The following is a 15,686-nucleotide window of genomic DNA, read 5'->3' as shown; positions in this document are numbered from 1 at the left end:
ATCCATCAGATAGAGAAAGCAGAGTTTGCGCTCCGCCGGACCGAGAGGACATGCCCCGTGTACGTCTCGGCACGCACCGACTACGCCGTCCGGGCCATGCTGGCGATCGCCGCCGACCACCCCCACCTGGTCAAGGCCGCCGCGCTGGCCGCGGCTCAGGACATCCCGCTCAGCTTTCTCCAGGGCATCCTGCTCGACCTGCGCCGCGCCGGCCTGCTGCACAGCCACCGCGGTGTCGACGGCGGCTATTCCCTGGCCCGCCCGGCCGAGGACATCACGGTCGGGGACGTGGTCCGCTCCGTCGGCGGCGCCCTCACCACGGTGCGCGGCCTGCCCACCACGACCACGACGTACCACGGTGTCGCCACCGGGCTCAAAGACGTCTGGCTCGCGGTGGAAGAAGCCATCGAGGGTGTCGTGAACCACCGCACGCTCGCCGAACTCACTGTTTCCGCGATTCCCACCACCTTGAGAACGAACTAGGAGTGAGCATGAGCTCCCGCACAGTCCGTGCGCTTGCCCTGGCCGCCACCGCCCTGTTGTCCGCCACCGCCCTGGCCGCCTGCGGCAAGAGTGACGACGCCGCCTCCGCGTCGGGCGAGGCCCCGGCGCTGCGGCTCGGGTACTTCCCGAACATCACCCACGCGCCCGCCCTGATCGGGGTGAAGAACGGGCTGTTCCAGCAGTCGTTGGGCAGCACGAAGCTGGAATCGAAGACCTTCAACGCCGGCCCGGCCGCGGTCGAGGCGCTGTTCTCCGGGGCGATCGACGCCACCTACATCGGCCCGAACCCGGCCATCAACGCCTGGGCCACCTCCAAGGGCACCGCGATCAAGATCATCGCGGGCAGCACCTCGGGCGGCGCCGGCCTGGTGGTCAAGGAGGGCATCAACGCCCCGGCCGACCTCAAGGGCAAGAAGATCGCCACCCCGCAGCTGGGCAACACCCAGGACGTCGCGCTGCGCGCCTGGCTGAAGTCCAACGGGCTCAACGCCGACCAGCAGGGCGGCGGCGACGTCTCCGTGCTCCCGCAGGACAACGCGACGGCCCTGCAGGCCTTCGCCCAGGGCGCGATCGACGGCGCCTGGGTGCCCGAGCCCAACCTGAGCCGGATGATCCTGGAGTCCAAGGGCAAGCTGCTGGTCAACGAGAAGGATCTGTGGCCGAACGGGCAGTTCGTGACCACCCACCTGATCGTCAAGCAGGAGTTCCTGAAGAAGTACCCGGAGACGGTCAAGAAGCTGCTGCAGGGTCACCTCGCCGCGGAGAAGCTCATCGCGACCGACAACGCCGGCGCCCAGAAGGCGGCCAACGAGCAGCTCGGCGCCCTGTCCGGCAAGCCGCTCAAGGACGAGATCCTGGCCTCGGCGTTCAAGAACCTGACGTTCACCAACGACCCGGTCGCCTCGTCGCTCTACACCAGTGCGCAGCACGCCCAGGACGTCGGTCTGCTCAAGCCGGTCGACCTCAAGGGCATCTACGACCTCGGCCCGCTCAACGAGCTGCTCAAGGCCGACGGCCAGCCCGCGGTCAGTGACGCCGCAGCCTCCTGATCCGCCTCCGGCCGGGTCCGCCGACGCGGGCCCGGCCGGCTCGACCTGGGAGTTCCCATGAGCATCCTGCAAGCCACGGAAACCCGGACCGACCGCGACGTGGTGGTCCGCCTGGACAGCGTCTCCAAGCAGTACGGCTCCGGCAGCAACACCCTGCTCGCCCTCGACCGGGTCTCCCTGACCGTGGCGAAGGGCGAATTCGTGTGTCTGCTGGGCGCGTCCGGCTGCGGCAAGAGCACCCTGCTCTCGCTGGTCGCCGGGCTGGACGAGATCAGCGGCGGCACTCTCGACATCGGCGGCCGGCACGTCTCCCTGATGTTCCAGGAGGCGGCCCTGTTCCCGTGGCTGTCAGTCCTGGGCAACGTGGAGCTGCCCATGCGCCTGCGCGGCATGGGCCGCGCCGAGCGCCGGCAACGGGCCGAGGAGCTGCTCGAGGTCGTCCGGCTCGGCGGCTTCGGCCACAAGCGCCCGCACGAGCTCTCCGGCGGCATGCGCCAGCGCGTGGCCCTCGCCCGGTCGCTGGCCCAGAACGCCGACGTCCTGCTGATGGACGAGCCGTTCGGCGCCCTGGACGCGATGACCCGCGACATCCTGCACGACGAGCTGGAGCGGATCTGGCGCGAGCAGAACCTGACCGTGCTCTTCGTGACCCACAACGTGCGCGAGGCCGTCCGCCTCGGCGACCGGGTCGTGTTGCTGAGCAGCCGCCCGGGCCGGGTCATCGAGGACTACCCGATCACCCACGAGCGCCCCCGGCGCATCGACTCCCCCGAGGTCTCCGGCCAGGCCGCCGAGATCACCGACCGGCTCCGCGCGGAGGTCGCCCGCCATGCAAGCTGAGGTCCCCGTTCAGGACAACCGCACTGCCTCGGACTCCGCGGCCGCGGACCGGCTCACCGGGCTCGACGCGCTCGAGCTGGGCCCCAGACGCAGCAAGGCGGCCCTCGGCGGCCGCATCTGGCGCAGCGCCTGGCCCAAGCTGCTGGCCATCGCGATCGTCATCCTGGCCTGGCAGATCGTCGTCTGGGCGCAGTGGAAGCCCGAGTACGTGCTGCCCGGCCCGGCCACCGTCTTCAGCGACCTGGGCACGCTGATCACCACCGGCGACTTCTGGGACGGCGTCCGGCTGACCATGCTGCGGGCGGTGACCGGCTTCGCGCTGGCCGTGCTGATCGGCACCATCGTCGGCGCCGCGGTGTCGCGCTTCGCGCCGCTGCGGGCGGCCATCGGCTCGCTGATCACCGGCCTGCAGACGATGCCGTCGATCATGTGGTTCCCGCTGGCCATCCTGCTGTTCCAGATCAGCGAGAGCGCCATCATGTTCGTGGTCATCATCGGCGCCGCCCCCTCGGTGGCGAACGGCCTGATCAGCGGCATCGACTACGTCCCGCGTACGTGGCTGCGGGTCGGCCAGGTGCTCGGCATGAAGGGCTTCGCCAAGTACCGCCACCTGATCCTGCCGGCGTCGCTGCCCTCGTTCATCTCCGGGCTCAAGCAGGGCTGGGCGTTCTCCTGGCGCAGCCTGATGGCGGGTGAGCTGCTGGTGATCGTGCCCGGCGCGCTGTCCATCGGCGTACGGATGCAGCAGGCGCGCGACCTCAGCGAGTCCAGCCTGGTCATCTCGTTCATCATCGTGGTGCTGGTGATCGGCATCCTGATCGACGTGCTCTTCAACGCCGCCGACAACGCGCTGCGCAAGCGCTGGGGCCTGACCGGCAGTTAGAGCGGCCGCACCGACTCGAGCACGTCGTCTATCACCGAGTCGAACTGCTTGTGCGTGCCGGGGATCGAGACGTACAGCACGGCCGCGGTGGGCTTGCCGACGTCGATGACCGCCACCGCCGACAGCTCGTCGGTGGCGGTCAGCCCGGCCGCCTTGAAGTGCAGACGGAACTCGCTGACCCAGGCCGGCCGCCCGCCCAGCGTGGTCATCTCGTCCCGCAACGGCTCGACCGTGTTCGGCTGCGGGTAGTACTCCGCGCGCACGTCCGCGGCGACCTGCCGGCCGACGCACTTGAGATCAACCGTCACCGCGTCGTTGTCGGCCGCCGGGACCGCCGCCGACAGGATCGAGGCGTGGTACGAGCCGCCGCTGTACTGCTCCGTCACGAAGTGCTGGCCGACCCGGTAGGGCACCTCGAGCGTGCCGGCCCGCCAGGTCGTGTCCCACGGGACCCACGGTGCGCCGTACTTCTTGTAGGAGATGCCCGCGTCGGGGTCGGTCGTCCGTTCCCCGGGAGCCGCCGGCGGCGGGGCACTGGGCCGCCCGGTCGGGTCCACGCTGGGCGCCACGGTCGGCGCGGGACACATCTGCGCCAGCGGCGGCCGCAGGTCGGTGGGGGCGGAGGCTTTCCGGTCGAACGGGTTGCCCTCCGAGCTCAGGGCCACGATCAGGATCACCGCCAGGCCGACCGCGAGGATCGCGCCGGCGATGCCGCCGAAGATCAACATCTGGCGCCGGCGCCGCTGCGGCCCATCGGCGGGCGGCGACTCCGGCGGGGCTGGCGGCGGCACCAGCGGGGGTACGCCCGGACTGGTCACGGTGCCCGAACCCCACGCACCACCCGGCCGCGACCAGACGGCGGGGGTCTGTGTGCTCTCGGACATCATCCCAGTGAACACCACCGGGACGCGTCATGGGTTACCGGCCGAGCGCGGCAGCGGCCTCCGGCGGCAGGGTCTGCACCACGGAGGCCCCGGCATCACCCGGCACGACCGGTCCGTACCACGGGGCGAATGCGACGACGAGCACCAGAGCGAGCCCGAGGACGGCCAACGCCAGCACGAGGCCCAGCTCCCGGCGGGCGGACACGGTCTGCATGCGAAAGCCTCCCCAGCGAAGTCGGACCCCTCCCGGGATCCGGCACAGTCATCTCTAAGACGCCGCTGGGGCCGGATCGGTTGCATTCCTGCCAGGCAACCTTCACCCCACCCCGGTACCGTAATCGGATGGAAATCGTTTATCCCCCCGTCATCGGCTTCGCCAAGACGATGTTCCGTGTCCTTGACCTGCGGATTCAGATCGAAGGGGCGGAGCACATCCCCGCCAAGGGCGGGGCGGTGCTGGCGAGCAACCATGCCAGTTACCTCGATTTCATCTTCTGCGGCCTCGGCGCCCAGCCGGCCAAGCGGCTGGTCCGGTTCATGGCCAAGAAGTCGGTCTTCACCCACAAGGTCAGTGGGCCGCTGATGCGCGGCATGCACCACATCCCGGTGGACCGCCGGGCGGGCACCGCTGCCTTCAACGAGGCGGAAAAGGCCCTCAAGAACGGCGAGGTGGTCGGCGTCTTCCCGGAGGCCACGATCAGCGAGTCGTTCACGGTGAAGGCGCTCAAGTCGGGCGCGGCCCGGCTGGCCCAGGCGGCCGGTGTGCCGCTGATCCCGATGGCGGTGTGGGGACCACACCGGCTGTGGACCAAGGGCCACCCGAAAGATCTGACCAAGCGGCACGTGCCGGTGATCATCAAGATCGGTGAGCCGATCCGGGCGGCGGTCGGCGCCACCGCCGAGGCCACGACGGTGGTCCTGCGGCAGCGGCTGAGCGCGCTGCTGGACGCGGCCCAGCGGGAATACCCGGAGCAGCCGTCCGGGCCGGACGACCGCTGGTGGCTGCCGGCCCACCTGGGTGGCACCGCACCACGGCCCGAGGGCGTCGGTGACGCGACCCCGGCGGGGGCCTGAAGCCCACCGCGCCGGGGCGGAAACGTCACCGGCGCCGACCCCCGAGGGGACCGGCGCCGGTGGTCAGCGTGTGGCTGAGATCAGAGCGGGCGGATGTTCGCGGCCTGCGGGCCCTTCTGGCCCTGGGTCACCTCGAACTCAACCCGCTGGTTCTCGTCCAGGCTGCGGTAGCCGGAAGTCTGGATGGCGGAGAAGTGGGCGAAGACGTCGGCACCGCCGTCGTCCGGGGTGATGAACCCGAAGCCCTTGTCCGCGTTAAACCACTTCACTACGCCGGTAACCATGCTCGTCTCCTCGACGGTCGATCGTTCCCGTCCATTATGGCCAGGAACGAGGTAGTAAGACCCGCACTTCGCGGGACTCGTGTCGCCGTACTGATCGCCCGTACCGGAGAAACCCGGGTTACGACAAAGAGCGCCTGGGGCAGAATCCCCACAGGCGCTCCTAGGTACTTGGGAACCAAACTGACAACGCGATGGAGCCTAGCACGACGAAGGGAGCGCACCGGTGATCGGCGTGCAAGTAGCACAGGAGCTCAGGGAAGCCGGTCTGATCTGGAAGCCGGGGCCGGGTGACCGCTTCGCGATCCCCGACCGTGACCTGGACGAAGACGTGTTCGTGCTGAGCAACATGACCATCGAGGTGTACTCGCTGCCGGAGGGCCGGGTGATCGGTTTCAACGGCACCACGGAGTGGGCGATGGACGACGTGGAGCTGGACGAGGCACTGTGGCTGCCCCGCGAGGACCAGCTCCGGGAGCTGCTCGGCGGGACGCTGCGGGCCCTGCGCCGTACGGACCGCGGCTGGAACGTGGACATCACCCTGCTGGGCGAGGACCGTACGTTCACCGCGCCCACGCCGGAGGAGGCCTATGCGGCCGCTCTGCTGCACCTGCTGGCCGCCGCCACGACCTGAACCTCCGTTCAGCTGTCCTGCTCAGGCACCTCTTCGATCAACGCGGCCAGGCCCTCCGCGTCCAGCAGGTCGACCGGCCGGACCGTCACCCCGTCGCGGACGTAGTGGAAGCCGGCCCGGACCCGCGACACCGGCACCCCGGCCAGGGCGGCCCAGGCGATCCGGTACGCCGCGAGCTGCACCGCCGCGGCCGCAGCGTCCGCGGCAGTGGGCCGGCGACCGGTCTTCCAGTCGATGACGTCGAACCGGCCGCCCGGGTCGGCGAAGACCGCGTCCATCCGCCCCCGCACCACCACCCCGGCGACCGTGGTCGCGAACGGCACCTCGACCTCGACCGGGGTGCGCTCGGCCCACTCCCCGGCCAGGAACGCCTCCTGCAACGCGGTGAGCTCCTCGTCGGCGGCCGCGTCGTCGTCCGCCGCGCCGGGCAGTTCATCCACGTCCAGCAGGCGGGCCGAGCCGAACCGCTGCTCGAGCCAGGCGTGGAAGGCGGTGCCCCGCCGGGCGTAGGGGGTGGGGCGTTGCGGCAACGGGCGCCGCAGCGACCGCGCCAGGGCCTGCGGGTCGCGGCGCAGCACGACCAGCTGGGAGACCGAGATGTGCGGCGGCAGGGCGACCTCGAGCGGACCGTCGTGGCGGGCCCGCTCGTCGCGTTCGGCGAGCAGGATCCTGGCCTCACGCCGCCAGCGGACGATGTCCGGATTGTCCGCCTCCGAGCCGCCTTCCTCGCCGGTCGGTACGGCCTCCGCCGAGGCCTGGCCGGCGGCCTCCGGCAGAGCGCCGGGGGCCGGGAGGCCGATCAGGTCGGCGGCCAGGCCGGCTCGTGCGGCGATCTCCGGGTCACCCTCGGCCAGCTCCACGAAGGCCTCGGCCGCCGCCGGGTCCGGGCTCACCATCATCCGGCGGATCAGATCCGCGGCCGCTGCCATCGCCGGCCGGCGGGCACCCAGCGGATCCGACGGCCACTCCGCGGTGGCCACCAGCTCAGCGCTCGGGTTGGTCGCGTCGGCCGCCGGCTCCGGGGTCCACTGCTCGACCACCCCGGCACCGTCGAGGCAGGTCGCCCGGATCTCCTGGAGGAAGACGGACGGACCGCGCGGCTTCTTCACACCGTCGCCCCACCAGTAGCCGGAGCAGAGCAGCAACCGCCGGGGCCGGGTCACCGCCACGTAGGCCAGCCGGCGCTCCTCCCGCTCGTCGTGCTCCCGCCAGGCCTTGCTGAACGTCGTCAGCGCCCCGGCCACGTCCTTCTGATCCGCCGCCGCGGAGAGGTCCAGCGCCGGCAGGCCGTCGGCGTCACCCCGCAGCGGGAACGGCAGCACCCCGATGCCCATCAGGAAGTGGTCGGAGCCTCGGGTCATCCCCGGCCACACGCCTTTGGTCAGGCCCGCGACCGCCACCACGTCCCACTCCAGGCCCTTCGCCGCGTGCGCGGTCAGGATCTGCACCGCGCCCTCGACCACGTCGACCTGGCCCGGGGTGAGCCCGCGTTCCTCCTCCTCGGCCGCGGCCAGGAAGGCCAGGAAGCCCGCGAGCGTGCCGCCGTCCGTGTCCCCCGCATACCGGGCTGCCACGTCACCGAGGGCGTCCAGGTGGCCGCGGGCCAGGCCCGCGTCGCCCGCGCCCCAGCCGCGGACGGCCACCTCGACGTCGAGGCCGATGGTGCGTTCGATGTCGGCGACCAGGTCCGGCAGCGGCTGGTCCAGGCGGTGCCGCAACTCGGCCATTTCCCTGCTGTACGCCCGCAGCCGTGCATATCCCTCCTGCGAGTACTGCTGGGGCGCGCCGAGGTCCGCCATCGCCTCGACCAGGGTGGCGTCGTCGAGCCGGTCCGCGACGATGTCCTCGGGCTCGTCTCCGGTCGTCGCGGACACCCGGGCAGCGGCGATGGCCCGGGCGCGGCGATGCAACGCCACCAGGTCACGCGGGCCGATCCGCCAGCGGGCCCCGGTCAGCAGGCGCAACAGGGCGGCACCGTCCGTCGGGTCGGCGAGCACCCGCAGCGTGCAGACGACGTCGCGTACCTCCGGGGTGTCCAGCAGGCCGCCCAGGCCGACCACCTCGACCGGCAGGCCGCGGGCGCGCAGCGCCTCCTCGATCGCGGCGATCTGGCTGCGGACCCGGACCAGCACCGCGCTGGTCGGGCGTTTCTCCAGCGGGATGTCACCGGGCAGGGCGTCCGGCAGCCGGGCCGCGGCCCGCCAGGCGGCCAGCATGGAGTCGGCGATCCAGGCGGCCTCCTCCGCGTACGTGGGCAGCAGTGCACACGCGACCGTGCGCCCACCCACCCGGTCGGCCACCCGCTGCGCCGGGATCAGCTCGGCGACCCGGGCGCCGGCGGCCCGCAGCGGCCGGGACAACGCGTTCGCGACCTGGAGGATCTCGGGGCGGTTGCGCCAGCTGCGGGTCAGGTTGAGCACCCACGCCTCGCGCCCGCCCGGGCCGGTGAACTCGGTGGGGAACCTGTCCAGCGTGCCGGCCGAGGCGCCCCGCCAGCCGTAGATCGACTGGCACGGGTCGCCCACCGCGGTGACCGGGTGACCGCCGCCGAAGAGCGCGTTGAGCAGCACCACCTGGGCGTGGCTGGTGTCCTGGTACTCGTCCAGCAGCACGATCTTGAACCGGCCGCGCTCGATCGCCCCGACCTCGGGATGATCCCGGGCGACCCGGGCCGCGCGGGCCATCTGATCGCCGAAGTCCATCGCCTCGATGTCGAGTTTGCGCTGGTCGTAGAGGCGTACCAGGGGCAGCAGGGTGAGCCGGTGCCGCTGGCGCAGCAGCATGTCGTTGACGTCCTTGTAGACCCGGCCGGGCAGCGACTGCACCTCGGCGAAGAACCGGCCGGTCCACGCGGCGAGATCATCCGGCGTGACCAGATGCTCGGCCAGCTCACCGGAGAGCGCCAGCACGTCATCGGTGACGGTGCCGGGCGCGCGGTTCAGCCCGGTCATCTCCCCCGTGTACGACCGCACCAGCGAATCCACGATCTGCCAGCGGGCGGCCTCGGTGAGCAGCCGGGCCGACGGCTCGTACCCGGCGCGTAGGCCGTGCTCGGTGACCACGCGGGCCGCGTACGAGTGGTAGGTCGAGACGGTCGGCTCGCCGGCCAGGGAATCCTGCTGACCGAGGCGCCGGACCAGTTGCCCGAGCCGGGTGCGGACGCGGTGCGCCAGCTCACCGGCGGCTTTGCGGGTGAAGGTGAGGCCGAGGATCTCGTCCGGGTGGGCGTACCCGTTGGCGACCAGCCAGACCACCCGCGACGCCATCGTCTCGGTCTTGCCGGAACCGGCGCCGGCGACGACCAGGACCGGCTCGACCGGCGCCGCGATGATCGCGGCCTGCTCCGGCGTCGGCGCATGCAGCCGCAGGAGTTTCGCCAGCTCGACCGGGGTGTAACGCGGCCCGGAATCAGCCCGGCGGCGCGGCCGGGCGGGGAGGTCGGTGAAGAGGCTGGGCTGGGTCACGGCTCGACGACCTGCCGGCCCTGACCGGAGATGGGACAACTGGTCTTGACCGGGCAGACCCGGCACTTGTTGTTGGCCACGGCCGAGAAGGTGGAGGCGGCCATGGTGTCGGCGGTGCGCCGGACCATCGCGTACGCCCAGTTCGGATCGGTGGCCTCGGCCAGCGGCAGCTGCATCTGCTCGCGGGCCTCCTTGGTCGGGCCGAGCTGGACCAGGGCAGCCCCGCCGCTCTCATCACCGAACTGGTCGAAAGCGCCGGCGTCGACGGCGGCCTGATAGCCGGCGAGCTGGGCGTGCTCCTCGACATCGCCGGTGGTGACGGTGGTGCTCTTGCCGGTCTTGAGGTCGATGACGACCAGCCGGCCCTGCTCGTCGACCTCCAGCCGGTCGACCCGCCCGGTGAGCTGGATCGGCCGGCTCGGATCGTCCAGCCGCACGGTGAACTCGTGCTCGATGGCGAGCAACCGGCGCGGGTTCTTGGCCAGCCAGCGCAGCAGCTTGTCCACCATGCCCTGGGCGCGTTCCTGCTCGGGGCCGGCCAGCCAGCGGGCGGCCAGCTCGATCGCGTCGAAGCGGGCCGAGACGTACTCGACCAGCCGCTCCCGGTCGGCGTTGGCGTCCTCGGCGAGCATGGCGGCGGCGTGCACCAGATTGCCGACACGCTGGGCGGGACCGGCCGGGGCCGCGCCGCCGTGGCGTTCCAGCAGCCAGCGCAGGCTGCAGCGCAGGGCGCTCTCCATCGAGGACGGGGTGACCTTGACCGGTTCGCCCTCGTCGACCAGCGGCCGGTCGTCGGAGAGCGAGCGGAGACCCCACCACTCGTCGGGATGGGCGCCGGGGACGCCGGCGGCGGCGAGGCGGGCGAGCTCGGCCGCGGCGGCATGCCGCCGGGCCGGGGAGGCGTCGGGGGCGACGACGGCGGTACGGAGCTCAGCGACGAGCGCGGACAGGGTGAGGGCGCGGGGCGGGCGGCCTACCGGGACCTCGACGTCGGGCTCGTCGGCTACGAGCTCGGTGTTGTCCGTCGGTGTGTCGCCCCCGCCGGGATCGTTCGGGCCGAGATCATCGGGGCCCGGGCTGTCCGGGCCGGCGTCTGCCCGGCCGCTGATGTCGGCGCCGGCGCCGGCTCGGCTGTCGCCGTCCGGGCCTCCGTGGTCCCGGCCGTCACCGTCCAGGTTTCCGCTGCCCCGACCGTTACCGTCCGGGCCGAAGTCAGCCGGGCCGGGATCAGCTGGGCCGGCGTCATCCGGGCCGAAGCCAGCCGGGCCCGGATCGTCCGGGTCGAAGTCGGCCGGGCCCGGATCGTCCGGACCGGGGTCTTCGGGGCCCGGGTCGTCGGGGTCGGTCGGGCCGGGATCCGGGGGCTGGTCGGGGTCGGGGCCGCTGCGGCGGTCCGGCAGGGCCAGTTCGGCCAGGAATCGGCTCGGTTGCTCCTCGCCGTCCGAACCGCCGACGCTGGCCGAGGCCACTGCCGTCACGATCAGTTGCCGCCGGGCCCGGGTGGCAGCCACATAGAACAGCCGGCGTTCCTCGTCGAGCAGGGCCGAGGTCTGGCCGACGACGGCCGCCGCGCCCGAGGCGGCGCGGCCGGCCAGGAAGTCCACCAGTCGTTCCGAACCGAGCAGGCTGCCCCGGAGCCGCAGGTCGGGCCAGATGCCTTCCTGGACGCCGGCCAGTACGACCACGTCCCACTCCAGGCCCTTGGCCGCGTGGGCGGTGAGCAGCCGTACCGCCTCGCCGCGGTCGGCGCTCGGGGCGATCGAGTCGGCGGGCAGGTCCTGGCCGAGGACGTGGTCCAGGAAGACCTCGGTGCGGGCGCCGGGCAGCCGGTCGACGAACCGGGCCGCCGCGTCGAAGAGGACCACGATCGCGTCCAGGTCACGGTCGGCGGCTTCCGCGCGCCACTGCCGGGCCCGGCCGCCCTCGCCGCCAGGCTCCACCGGGGCGCCGCGGGTGCTCAGTGCGTACCAGCGTTCGGCGAGGCCGCTCGCTCGCCAGACCGCCCACAGCACCTGCTCGGCGGTGGCGCCCGGCGCGGCCGCGGCCTCCCGGGCGACGGCGATCAGCCGGGCCACGGTCTGCGCGGGTACGGCCCAGCGGCGTTCCACGACGTCCAGCCCGGCCTGGTCGCGCAGCGCGTCGACCAGCAGCTCACCGGACGGCCGGCGGTCACCGGCGGCGAGAGCCAGCGCCCGCAGGCCCTGCCGCAACCGGCGTTCGGCGAGCGGATCGGCGCCACCGAGCGGCGAGTGCAGCAGCGCGACGGCTGCTTCCTCGTCGAGGACGTCGGGCTCGAGTGCACAGCGCAGGAGCAGGAGGAACGGCGCGACGGCGGGCTGGAGGTGCAGCGGAAGATCTTCAGAATGGGTGACGGTCGGCACGCCGGAGGCGGCGAGGGCGCGCTGGACGGACGGCAGCTGCAAGGTCGTCGAACGCAACACGACGGCCATCCGGGACCAGGGCACACCGTGCAGGAGGTGCGCCTCTCGCAGGGCATGGGCGACGTAGGCGGTCTCGCTGGTCGGCGACCGGAACGTCCGCACGACAGCACCCTCGATGAGCCGCCCGGCGTCGGCCTCCTCCGGACCGTCGTCGCTGCTCGGCTCCCGATCATCGGCCGAGTCCGCCTTCTCGCTCCCGGCCAGGGAATCGCTGAGCTCGGAGTTGGCCGCTTCACGATCGGCCGGCTCGGCACCGACGGGCCCGACTCCCCCCTCGCCGGCGCCGGTCGACCCGGGACCGTCCACGCCGGTCGGCTCGATTCCGGTCGGCCCTGTCTCGGCAGAACCATGGTCGGCCGGTTCTCCTCGATCCGTGCCCTTGCTGTCCGCCCCGGCCCCGGCCATGGCCTCGCCGGCCGAACCGGGGCGGGCCGACCCGGCCTCGTGCCGGCCCGGGTCGGGCGGCAGCAGCACAGCGCCTGACCCAGCCGGCCCGATGCCGGCCACGTCGCCGGGAGGCGAGTCCACGTGAGTGGGGCCAAGCCGGCCCGGATCGAGCTGGGCCGGCGCGGCAGGGGGCGGCGGGTGCAGGAAGCGATGGCGGGACGCACCCCGCATGCGCCGCGAGACCCGGGCCGTCGCCGCCAGCACCGGCGCCTCGGCCCGGTAGCTCGTGTGCAGCGTGATGACCTCCGCCAACGCACCCGAGGCCGTCCGGAAGCGCTGCGGGAAGGAGCTCACCGCCTCCGGGTCGGCGCCGCGGAAGCCGTACACCGACGAGTCCGGGTCGCCGAACGCCACCAGCGGAGTGCCGCCGCCCGCGACCAGAGACAGCAGTTCTATCTGGGCCGGGTCGGTGTCGGCCAGCTCGTCCACGTACACGTAGGCCAGGCGGCGACGTTCAGCGGCCAATAGCTGCGGGTCTTCGGTCAGCAGGCCGGATGCGGCCCGGACCAGCTCCGCCGGGTCGTAGGCCGTCGAGCCGCGGGTGGTCGCGTCGCGCAGGGCCAGCACCGCGACGTACTCCCGGATGAACCGGGCCGCGGCCGGCCAGTCGTCGCGGCCGAGGCGTTCACCCAGGCGGGCGAGCTCGACCGGGCCGACGCCGCGTTCCGCCGCGCGTTGCATCAGGTCGCGGAGCTGCTGGGCGAAGGCGCGGGTGGGCAGCGCCGGGCGCAGCGCGTCGGGCCAGCGGACCGTGTCCTCGGCGTCCGCCTCGCCGACCACGGCGAGCAGCTCGCGGATGATGAGGTCCTGCTCGGGGCCGGTGAGCAGGCGTGGTGACGGTTCTCCGCGGTCGGCGGCGGCGCGGCGGAGCAGACCGAAGGCGTACGCGTGGAATGTGCGTACCAGTGGCTCGTGGTAGGTCGGGCCCGCGATGCGGGCCTCGATCCGGTCCCGGAGCGCGCCCGCGCCGCGGCGGCCGAAGGTCAGCACCAGGATGCGTTCCGGGTCGACGCCCTCGGCGATGCGGGCCGCGACCGCCTCGACCAGCACTGTTGTCTTGCCCGTGCCGGGGCCGCCGACCACCAGCAGCGGGCCGTCGGTATGGCCGACGACATACCGCTGCAGCGGGTCGTCGCGCAGCGTGTCCGCCGGGGTGGCGGCCCGGCGGACGAGCCGGTACGCCGGCCGGCGCACCGCCGCGGGGGTCGAGGTCACGGCACCAATGAGACCACGGGGGTACGACGGAATCCCCTCAGGGCTGACCCATCGACGCCCGGAACCGGACCGGCATCGGCACCCGGCGCACCTCCGGCTCGGTCCGGCCCGCCGCGTCCAGCAGTGTCTCCACCGCCTGCCAGCCCAGCTGATAGTGCGGCAGCGAGATGCTGGTCAGCTGGGGACGCAGCCAGGCGGCCAGGTCGGAGTCGTCGAAGGAGAGCACCGAGACGTCGCCGGGGATGCTCAGCCCCGCTTCGCGCAGCGCCTGGTACGCACCCAGCGCCACCCGGTCGTTGAGGCAGATCAGCACCTTCGGCCGCGATCCTCCGGCCAGCGCCGCGCTGACCGCCTCGTACGCCGAGTCCGGCCACCACTCGCAGTCGATGGTCCCGGCCAGCTTGATGCCGGCCGCGCCGAAGCCCTCGCGGATGCCGGCCAGGCGCTCACGGCCGGCGAAGACGTGGTGGGCCAGGTTGCCGACCAGGTGGATGCCCTCGCGGTGCCCGGACTCGATGACCACCTTGGCAGCACTCCAGCCGGCCCCGACCTCGTCCGGGATGATCGAGTGGTGAGCCGGTTTCGCGGCCCGGGTCAGGCAGTTGAGCAGCACCACCGGCCGGCCCTTGAGCAGCTTGGGCACGCGCACGTAGCGGGTGAACATGCTCGCGTACACGAAGGCGTCGACCTGCCGGTCCAGGAAGTCGGAGATCAGCCTCTCCTCGATCATGGACTCGCCCTCGGTCTCGCCGATGAACAGCAGGTGGCCGTGGGCGACGGCGGCGGCCAGGGCGCCGTGGATGGCCCGGCCGGCGTACGGGTCGGAGGCGAGCGTGTCGGAGACCAGCGCGATGGTCCTGGTGACCTTGGTGCGCAGGCTGCGGGCCATCAGGTTGGGCCGGTAGTCCAGCTCCTGGGCTGCCCGCAGCACCCGTTGCCGGGCGTCCTCGGAGATGCGCATGTCCACGTGGCGTCCGGCGAGGACGAACGACGCCGTGCTGCGGGACACGCCGGCCCGTTGTGCGACCTGCAGCAGGGTCACCCGTTGCGGCGGCATGACCGAAGTCTTCCACGCGCCGGCCAACTGACGGCCGCCGATGCGCGCCTTTGGCGAAATCGGGACCCTTGACGGGCGGCGGCGGGAGGAGCAACGTCACGCTAAACCCATCTAGCAGCTGGTTCCACTCGGAGCCCCCTGCCGGACCGGCAGCCCGTGTCGCACCGGTCCGGCAGGGCCCGGCAACACCGGTCCTGCCTCGGCAGCATCGAAGTCGCCGCGCGGACCCCGGGGCGATGCGCGGGCGCCGCGCGCGAGCGGCGTGCCTCGGCGTGCCCCCGAGTCGCCCGGCGGGCTGCCGAGGTCCTGGTCACGCCGGGGCGGGTCTTCCTGCCCCGGCGTGACGTCTCACCGATCCGCCGGTCACGGCCGGGCGGCTGCCTCGATCGTGTCCAGCGCGGCTTCGATCGAGCTCACCACGGTCACCTGGGCCAGCGCCGGGCGGCGGACGAACTCCGTGTCGGCCAGGCCGGACAGCCAGCTCCACAGGCCGTCGTAGAAGCCCGTCGGGTCGAGCAGGACGATCGGTTTGCGGTGCAGGTCGAGGGTCGCGGTCGTCCAGACCTCGAAGAGCTCGTCGAGCGTGCCCAGGCCACCGGGCAGGGTGATGAACGCGTCCGACCGTTCGATCATGATGTTCTTGCGGGCGCCCATGTCCGTGGTGACGACGAGCTCGTCCGACCGGGTGTCCGCGACCTCCAGGTCGACCAGCGTCTGCGGGATCACCCCCAGCGTGTGGGCTCCGCCGGCCCGGGCGCCGTCGGCGACGGCGCCCATCATGCCGACGCAGCCACCGCCGGAGACCAGGCTGTGACCGCGGGGGCCGAGGGACTTGCCGAGCTGGGTCGCGAGGTCGAGCCACTGCTGGTCGAGGGTGCTGGACGAGGCGCAGAAGACGCAGATCGCCGCCACG

13 protein-coding genes are annotated in these 15,686 nt (G+C 72.6%); 6 read left to right on the top strand and 7 right to left on the bottom strand.

Translation table 11 applies throughout. The features are described from left to right. Positions 1-57: 57 nt before the first annotated feature. From ACZ6S4_RS14155 to ACZ6S4_RS14140, 4 genes are read left to right on the top strand one after another with little or no spacing between them, the layout of a single operon-like run. The gene (locus tag ACZ6S4_RS14155) at positions 58-483 is read left to right on the top strand and encodes an RrF2 family transcriptional regulator (protein ID WP_360545049.1); all 426 of its coding nucleotides are present in this window, start codon (positions 58-60) and stop codon (positions 481-483) included. 8 nt (positions 484-491) lie between these two features. After that, complete coding sequence (locus ACZ6S4_RS14150) at positions 492-1,553, top strand: ABC transporter substrate-binding protein (protein ID WP_465475314.1); 1,062 nt, start codon at positions 492-494, stop codon at positions 1,551-1,553. A gap of 57 nt (positions 1,554-1,610) precedes the next feature. Next, a complete protein-coding gene (locus ACZ6S4_RS14145; RefSeq protein WP_465475313.1) occupies positions 1,611-2,393 on the top strand; it encodes an ABC transporter ATP-binding protein in 783 nt (260 codons plus the stop codon). Further along, positions 2,383-3,276 carry an ABC transporter permease gene (locus ACZ6S4_RS14140; RefSeq protein ID WP_465475312.1) on the top strand — a complete coding sequence of 298 codons (894 nt, stop codon included), beginning with the start codon at positions 2,383-2,385 and terminating at the stop codon, positions 3,274-3,276. Before ACZ6S4_RS14145 ends, ACZ6S4_RS14140 begins: the two co-directional genes overlap by 11 nt. Here ACZ6S4_RS14140 and ACZ6S4_RS14135 read toward each other — a convergent pair. Both ACZ6S4_RS14135 and ACZ6S4_RS14130 read right to left on the bottom strand, forming a co-directional pair. After that, a complete protein-coding gene (locus tag ACZ6S4_RS14135) occupies positions 3,273-4,160 on the bottom strand; it encodes a hypothetical protein (protein ID WP_465475311.1) in 888 nt (295 codons plus the stop codon). The two genes, ACZ6S4_RS14140 and ACZ6S4_RS14135, sit on opposite strands and share 4 nt — an antisense overlap. Before the next feature lie 34 nt (positions 4,161-4,194). Beyond that, positions 4,195-4,374: a hypothetical protein gene (locus ACZ6S4_RS14130; RefSeq protein ID WP_465475310.1), complete on the bottom strand. Its 180-nt coding sequence runs from the start codon at positions 4,372-4,374 to the stop codon at positions 4,195-4,197. 128 nt (positions 4,375-4,502) lie between these two features. On the opposite strand from ACZ6S4_RS14130, the gene ACZ6S4_RS14125 reads away from it, so the two are divergent. Continuing rightward, positions 4,503-5,234: a lysophospholipid acyltransferase family protein gene (locus ACZ6S4_RS14125; protein WP_465475309.1), complete on the top strand. Its 732-nt coding sequence runs from the start codon at positions 4,503-4,505 to the stop codon at positions 5,232-5,234. Between the two features lie 80 nt (positions 5,235-5,314). Here the strand turns inward: ACZ6S4_RS14125 and cspE are convergent, their stop codons facing one another. Beyond that, positions 5,315-5,518, bottom strand: coding sequence for a transcription antiterminator/RNA stability regulator CspE (cspE, locus tag ACZ6S4_RS14120; protein ID WP_015625344.1), 204 nt, complete (start codon positions 5,516-5,518; stop codon positions 5,315-5,317). Positions 5,519-5,750: 232 nt separating this feature from the next. On the opposite strand from cspE, the gene ACZ6S4_RS14115 reads away from it, so the two are divergent. Beyond that, positions 5,751-6,149, top strand: a complete 399-nt coding sequence (locus ACZ6S4_RS14115; protein WP_465475308.1) for a pilus assembly protein CpaE — start codon at positions 5,751-5,753, stop codon at positions 6,147-6,149. An 8-nt stretch (positions 6,150-6,157) separates the two neighbouring features. On the opposite strand, the gene ACZ6S4_RS14110 is transcribed toward ACZ6S4_RS14115, so the two are convergent. The 4 genes from ACZ6S4_RS14110 to ACZ6S4_RS14095 all read right to left on the bottom strand — a co-directional run bounded on the left by ACZ6S4_RS14110 (position 6,158) and on the right by ACZ6S4_RS14095 (position 15,685). After that, positions 6,158-9,613 (bottom strand): ATP-dependent helicase, encoded by a 3,456-nt coding sequence (locus tag ACZ6S4_RS14110; protein ID WP_465475307.1) that lies wholly within the window; start codon positions 9,611-9,613, stop codon positions 6,158-6,160. Then, positions 9,610-13,716 carry an ATP-dependent helicase gene (locus ACZ6S4_RS14105; RefSeq protein WP_465475306.1) on the bottom strand — a complete coding sequence of 1,369 codons (4,107 nt, stop codon included), beginning with the start codon at positions 13,714-13,716 and terminating at the stop codon, positions 9,610-9,612. Before ACZ6S4_RS14105 ends, ACZ6S4_RS14110 begins: the two co-directional genes overlap by 4 nt. A 37-nt stretch (positions 13,717-13,753) precedes the next feature. Continuing rightward, positions 13,754-14,773 (bottom strand): LacI family DNA-binding transcriptional regulator, encoded by a 1,020-nt coding sequence (locus tag ACZ6S4_RS14100; RefSeq protein WP_465475305.1) that lies wholly within the window; start codon positions 14,771-14,773, stop codon positions 13,754-13,756. Positions 14,774-15,136: 363 nt separating this feature from the next. Next, positions 15,137-15,685, bottom strand: coding sequence for an LOG family protein (locus ACZ6S4_RS14095; RefSeq protein WP_465475304.1), 549 nt, complete (start codon positions 15,683-15,685; stop codon positions 15,137-15,139). Between the last annotated feature and the right edge of the window lies 1 nt (position 15,686).

The organism is Actinoplanes sp. NPDC051405, from assembly GCF_055586185.1.
The sequence above is the reverse complement of the archived record's forward strand: the minus strand, read 5'-3'. Positions and strand labels throughout refer to the sequence as shown.

Excerpts from the sequence above, each read along its gene's own strand:
- ACZ6S4_RS14135 (WP_465475311.1), bottom strand. The coding sequence starts at position 4,160 with ATGTCCGAGAGCACACAGACCCCCGCCGTCTGGTCGCGGCCGGGTGGT.
- ACZ6S4_RS14140 (WP_465475312.1), top strand. The coding sequence starts at position 2,383 with ATGCAAGCTGAGGTCCCCGTTCAGGACAACCGCACTGCCTCGGACTCC.
- ACZ6S4_RS14150 (WP_465475314.1), top strand. The coding sequence starts at position 492 with ATGAGCTCCCGCACAGTCCGTGCGCTTGCCCTGGCCGCCACCGCCCTG.
- ACZ6S4_RS14145 (WP_465475313.1), top strand. The coding sequence starts at position 1,611 with ATGAGCATCCTGCAAGCCACGGAAACCCGGACCGACCGCGACGTGGTG.
- cspE (WP_015625344.1), bottom strand. The coding sequence starts at position 5,518 with ATGGTTACCGGCGTAGTGAAGTGGTTTAACGCGGACAAGGGCTTCGGG.
- ACZ6S4_RS14125 (WP_465475309.1), top strand. The coding sequence starts at position 4,503 with ATGGAAATCGTTTATCCCCCCGTCATCGGCTTCGCCAAGACGATGTTC.
- ACZ6S4_RS14100 (WP_465475305.1), bottom strand. The coding sequence starts at position 14,773 with ATGCCGCCGCAACGGGTGACCCTGCTGCAGGTCGCACAACGGGCCGGC.
- ACZ6S4_RS14130 (WP_465475310.1), bottom strand. The coding sequence starts at position 4,374 with ATGCAGACCGTGTCCGCCCGCCGGGAGCTGGGCCTCGTGCTGGCGTTG.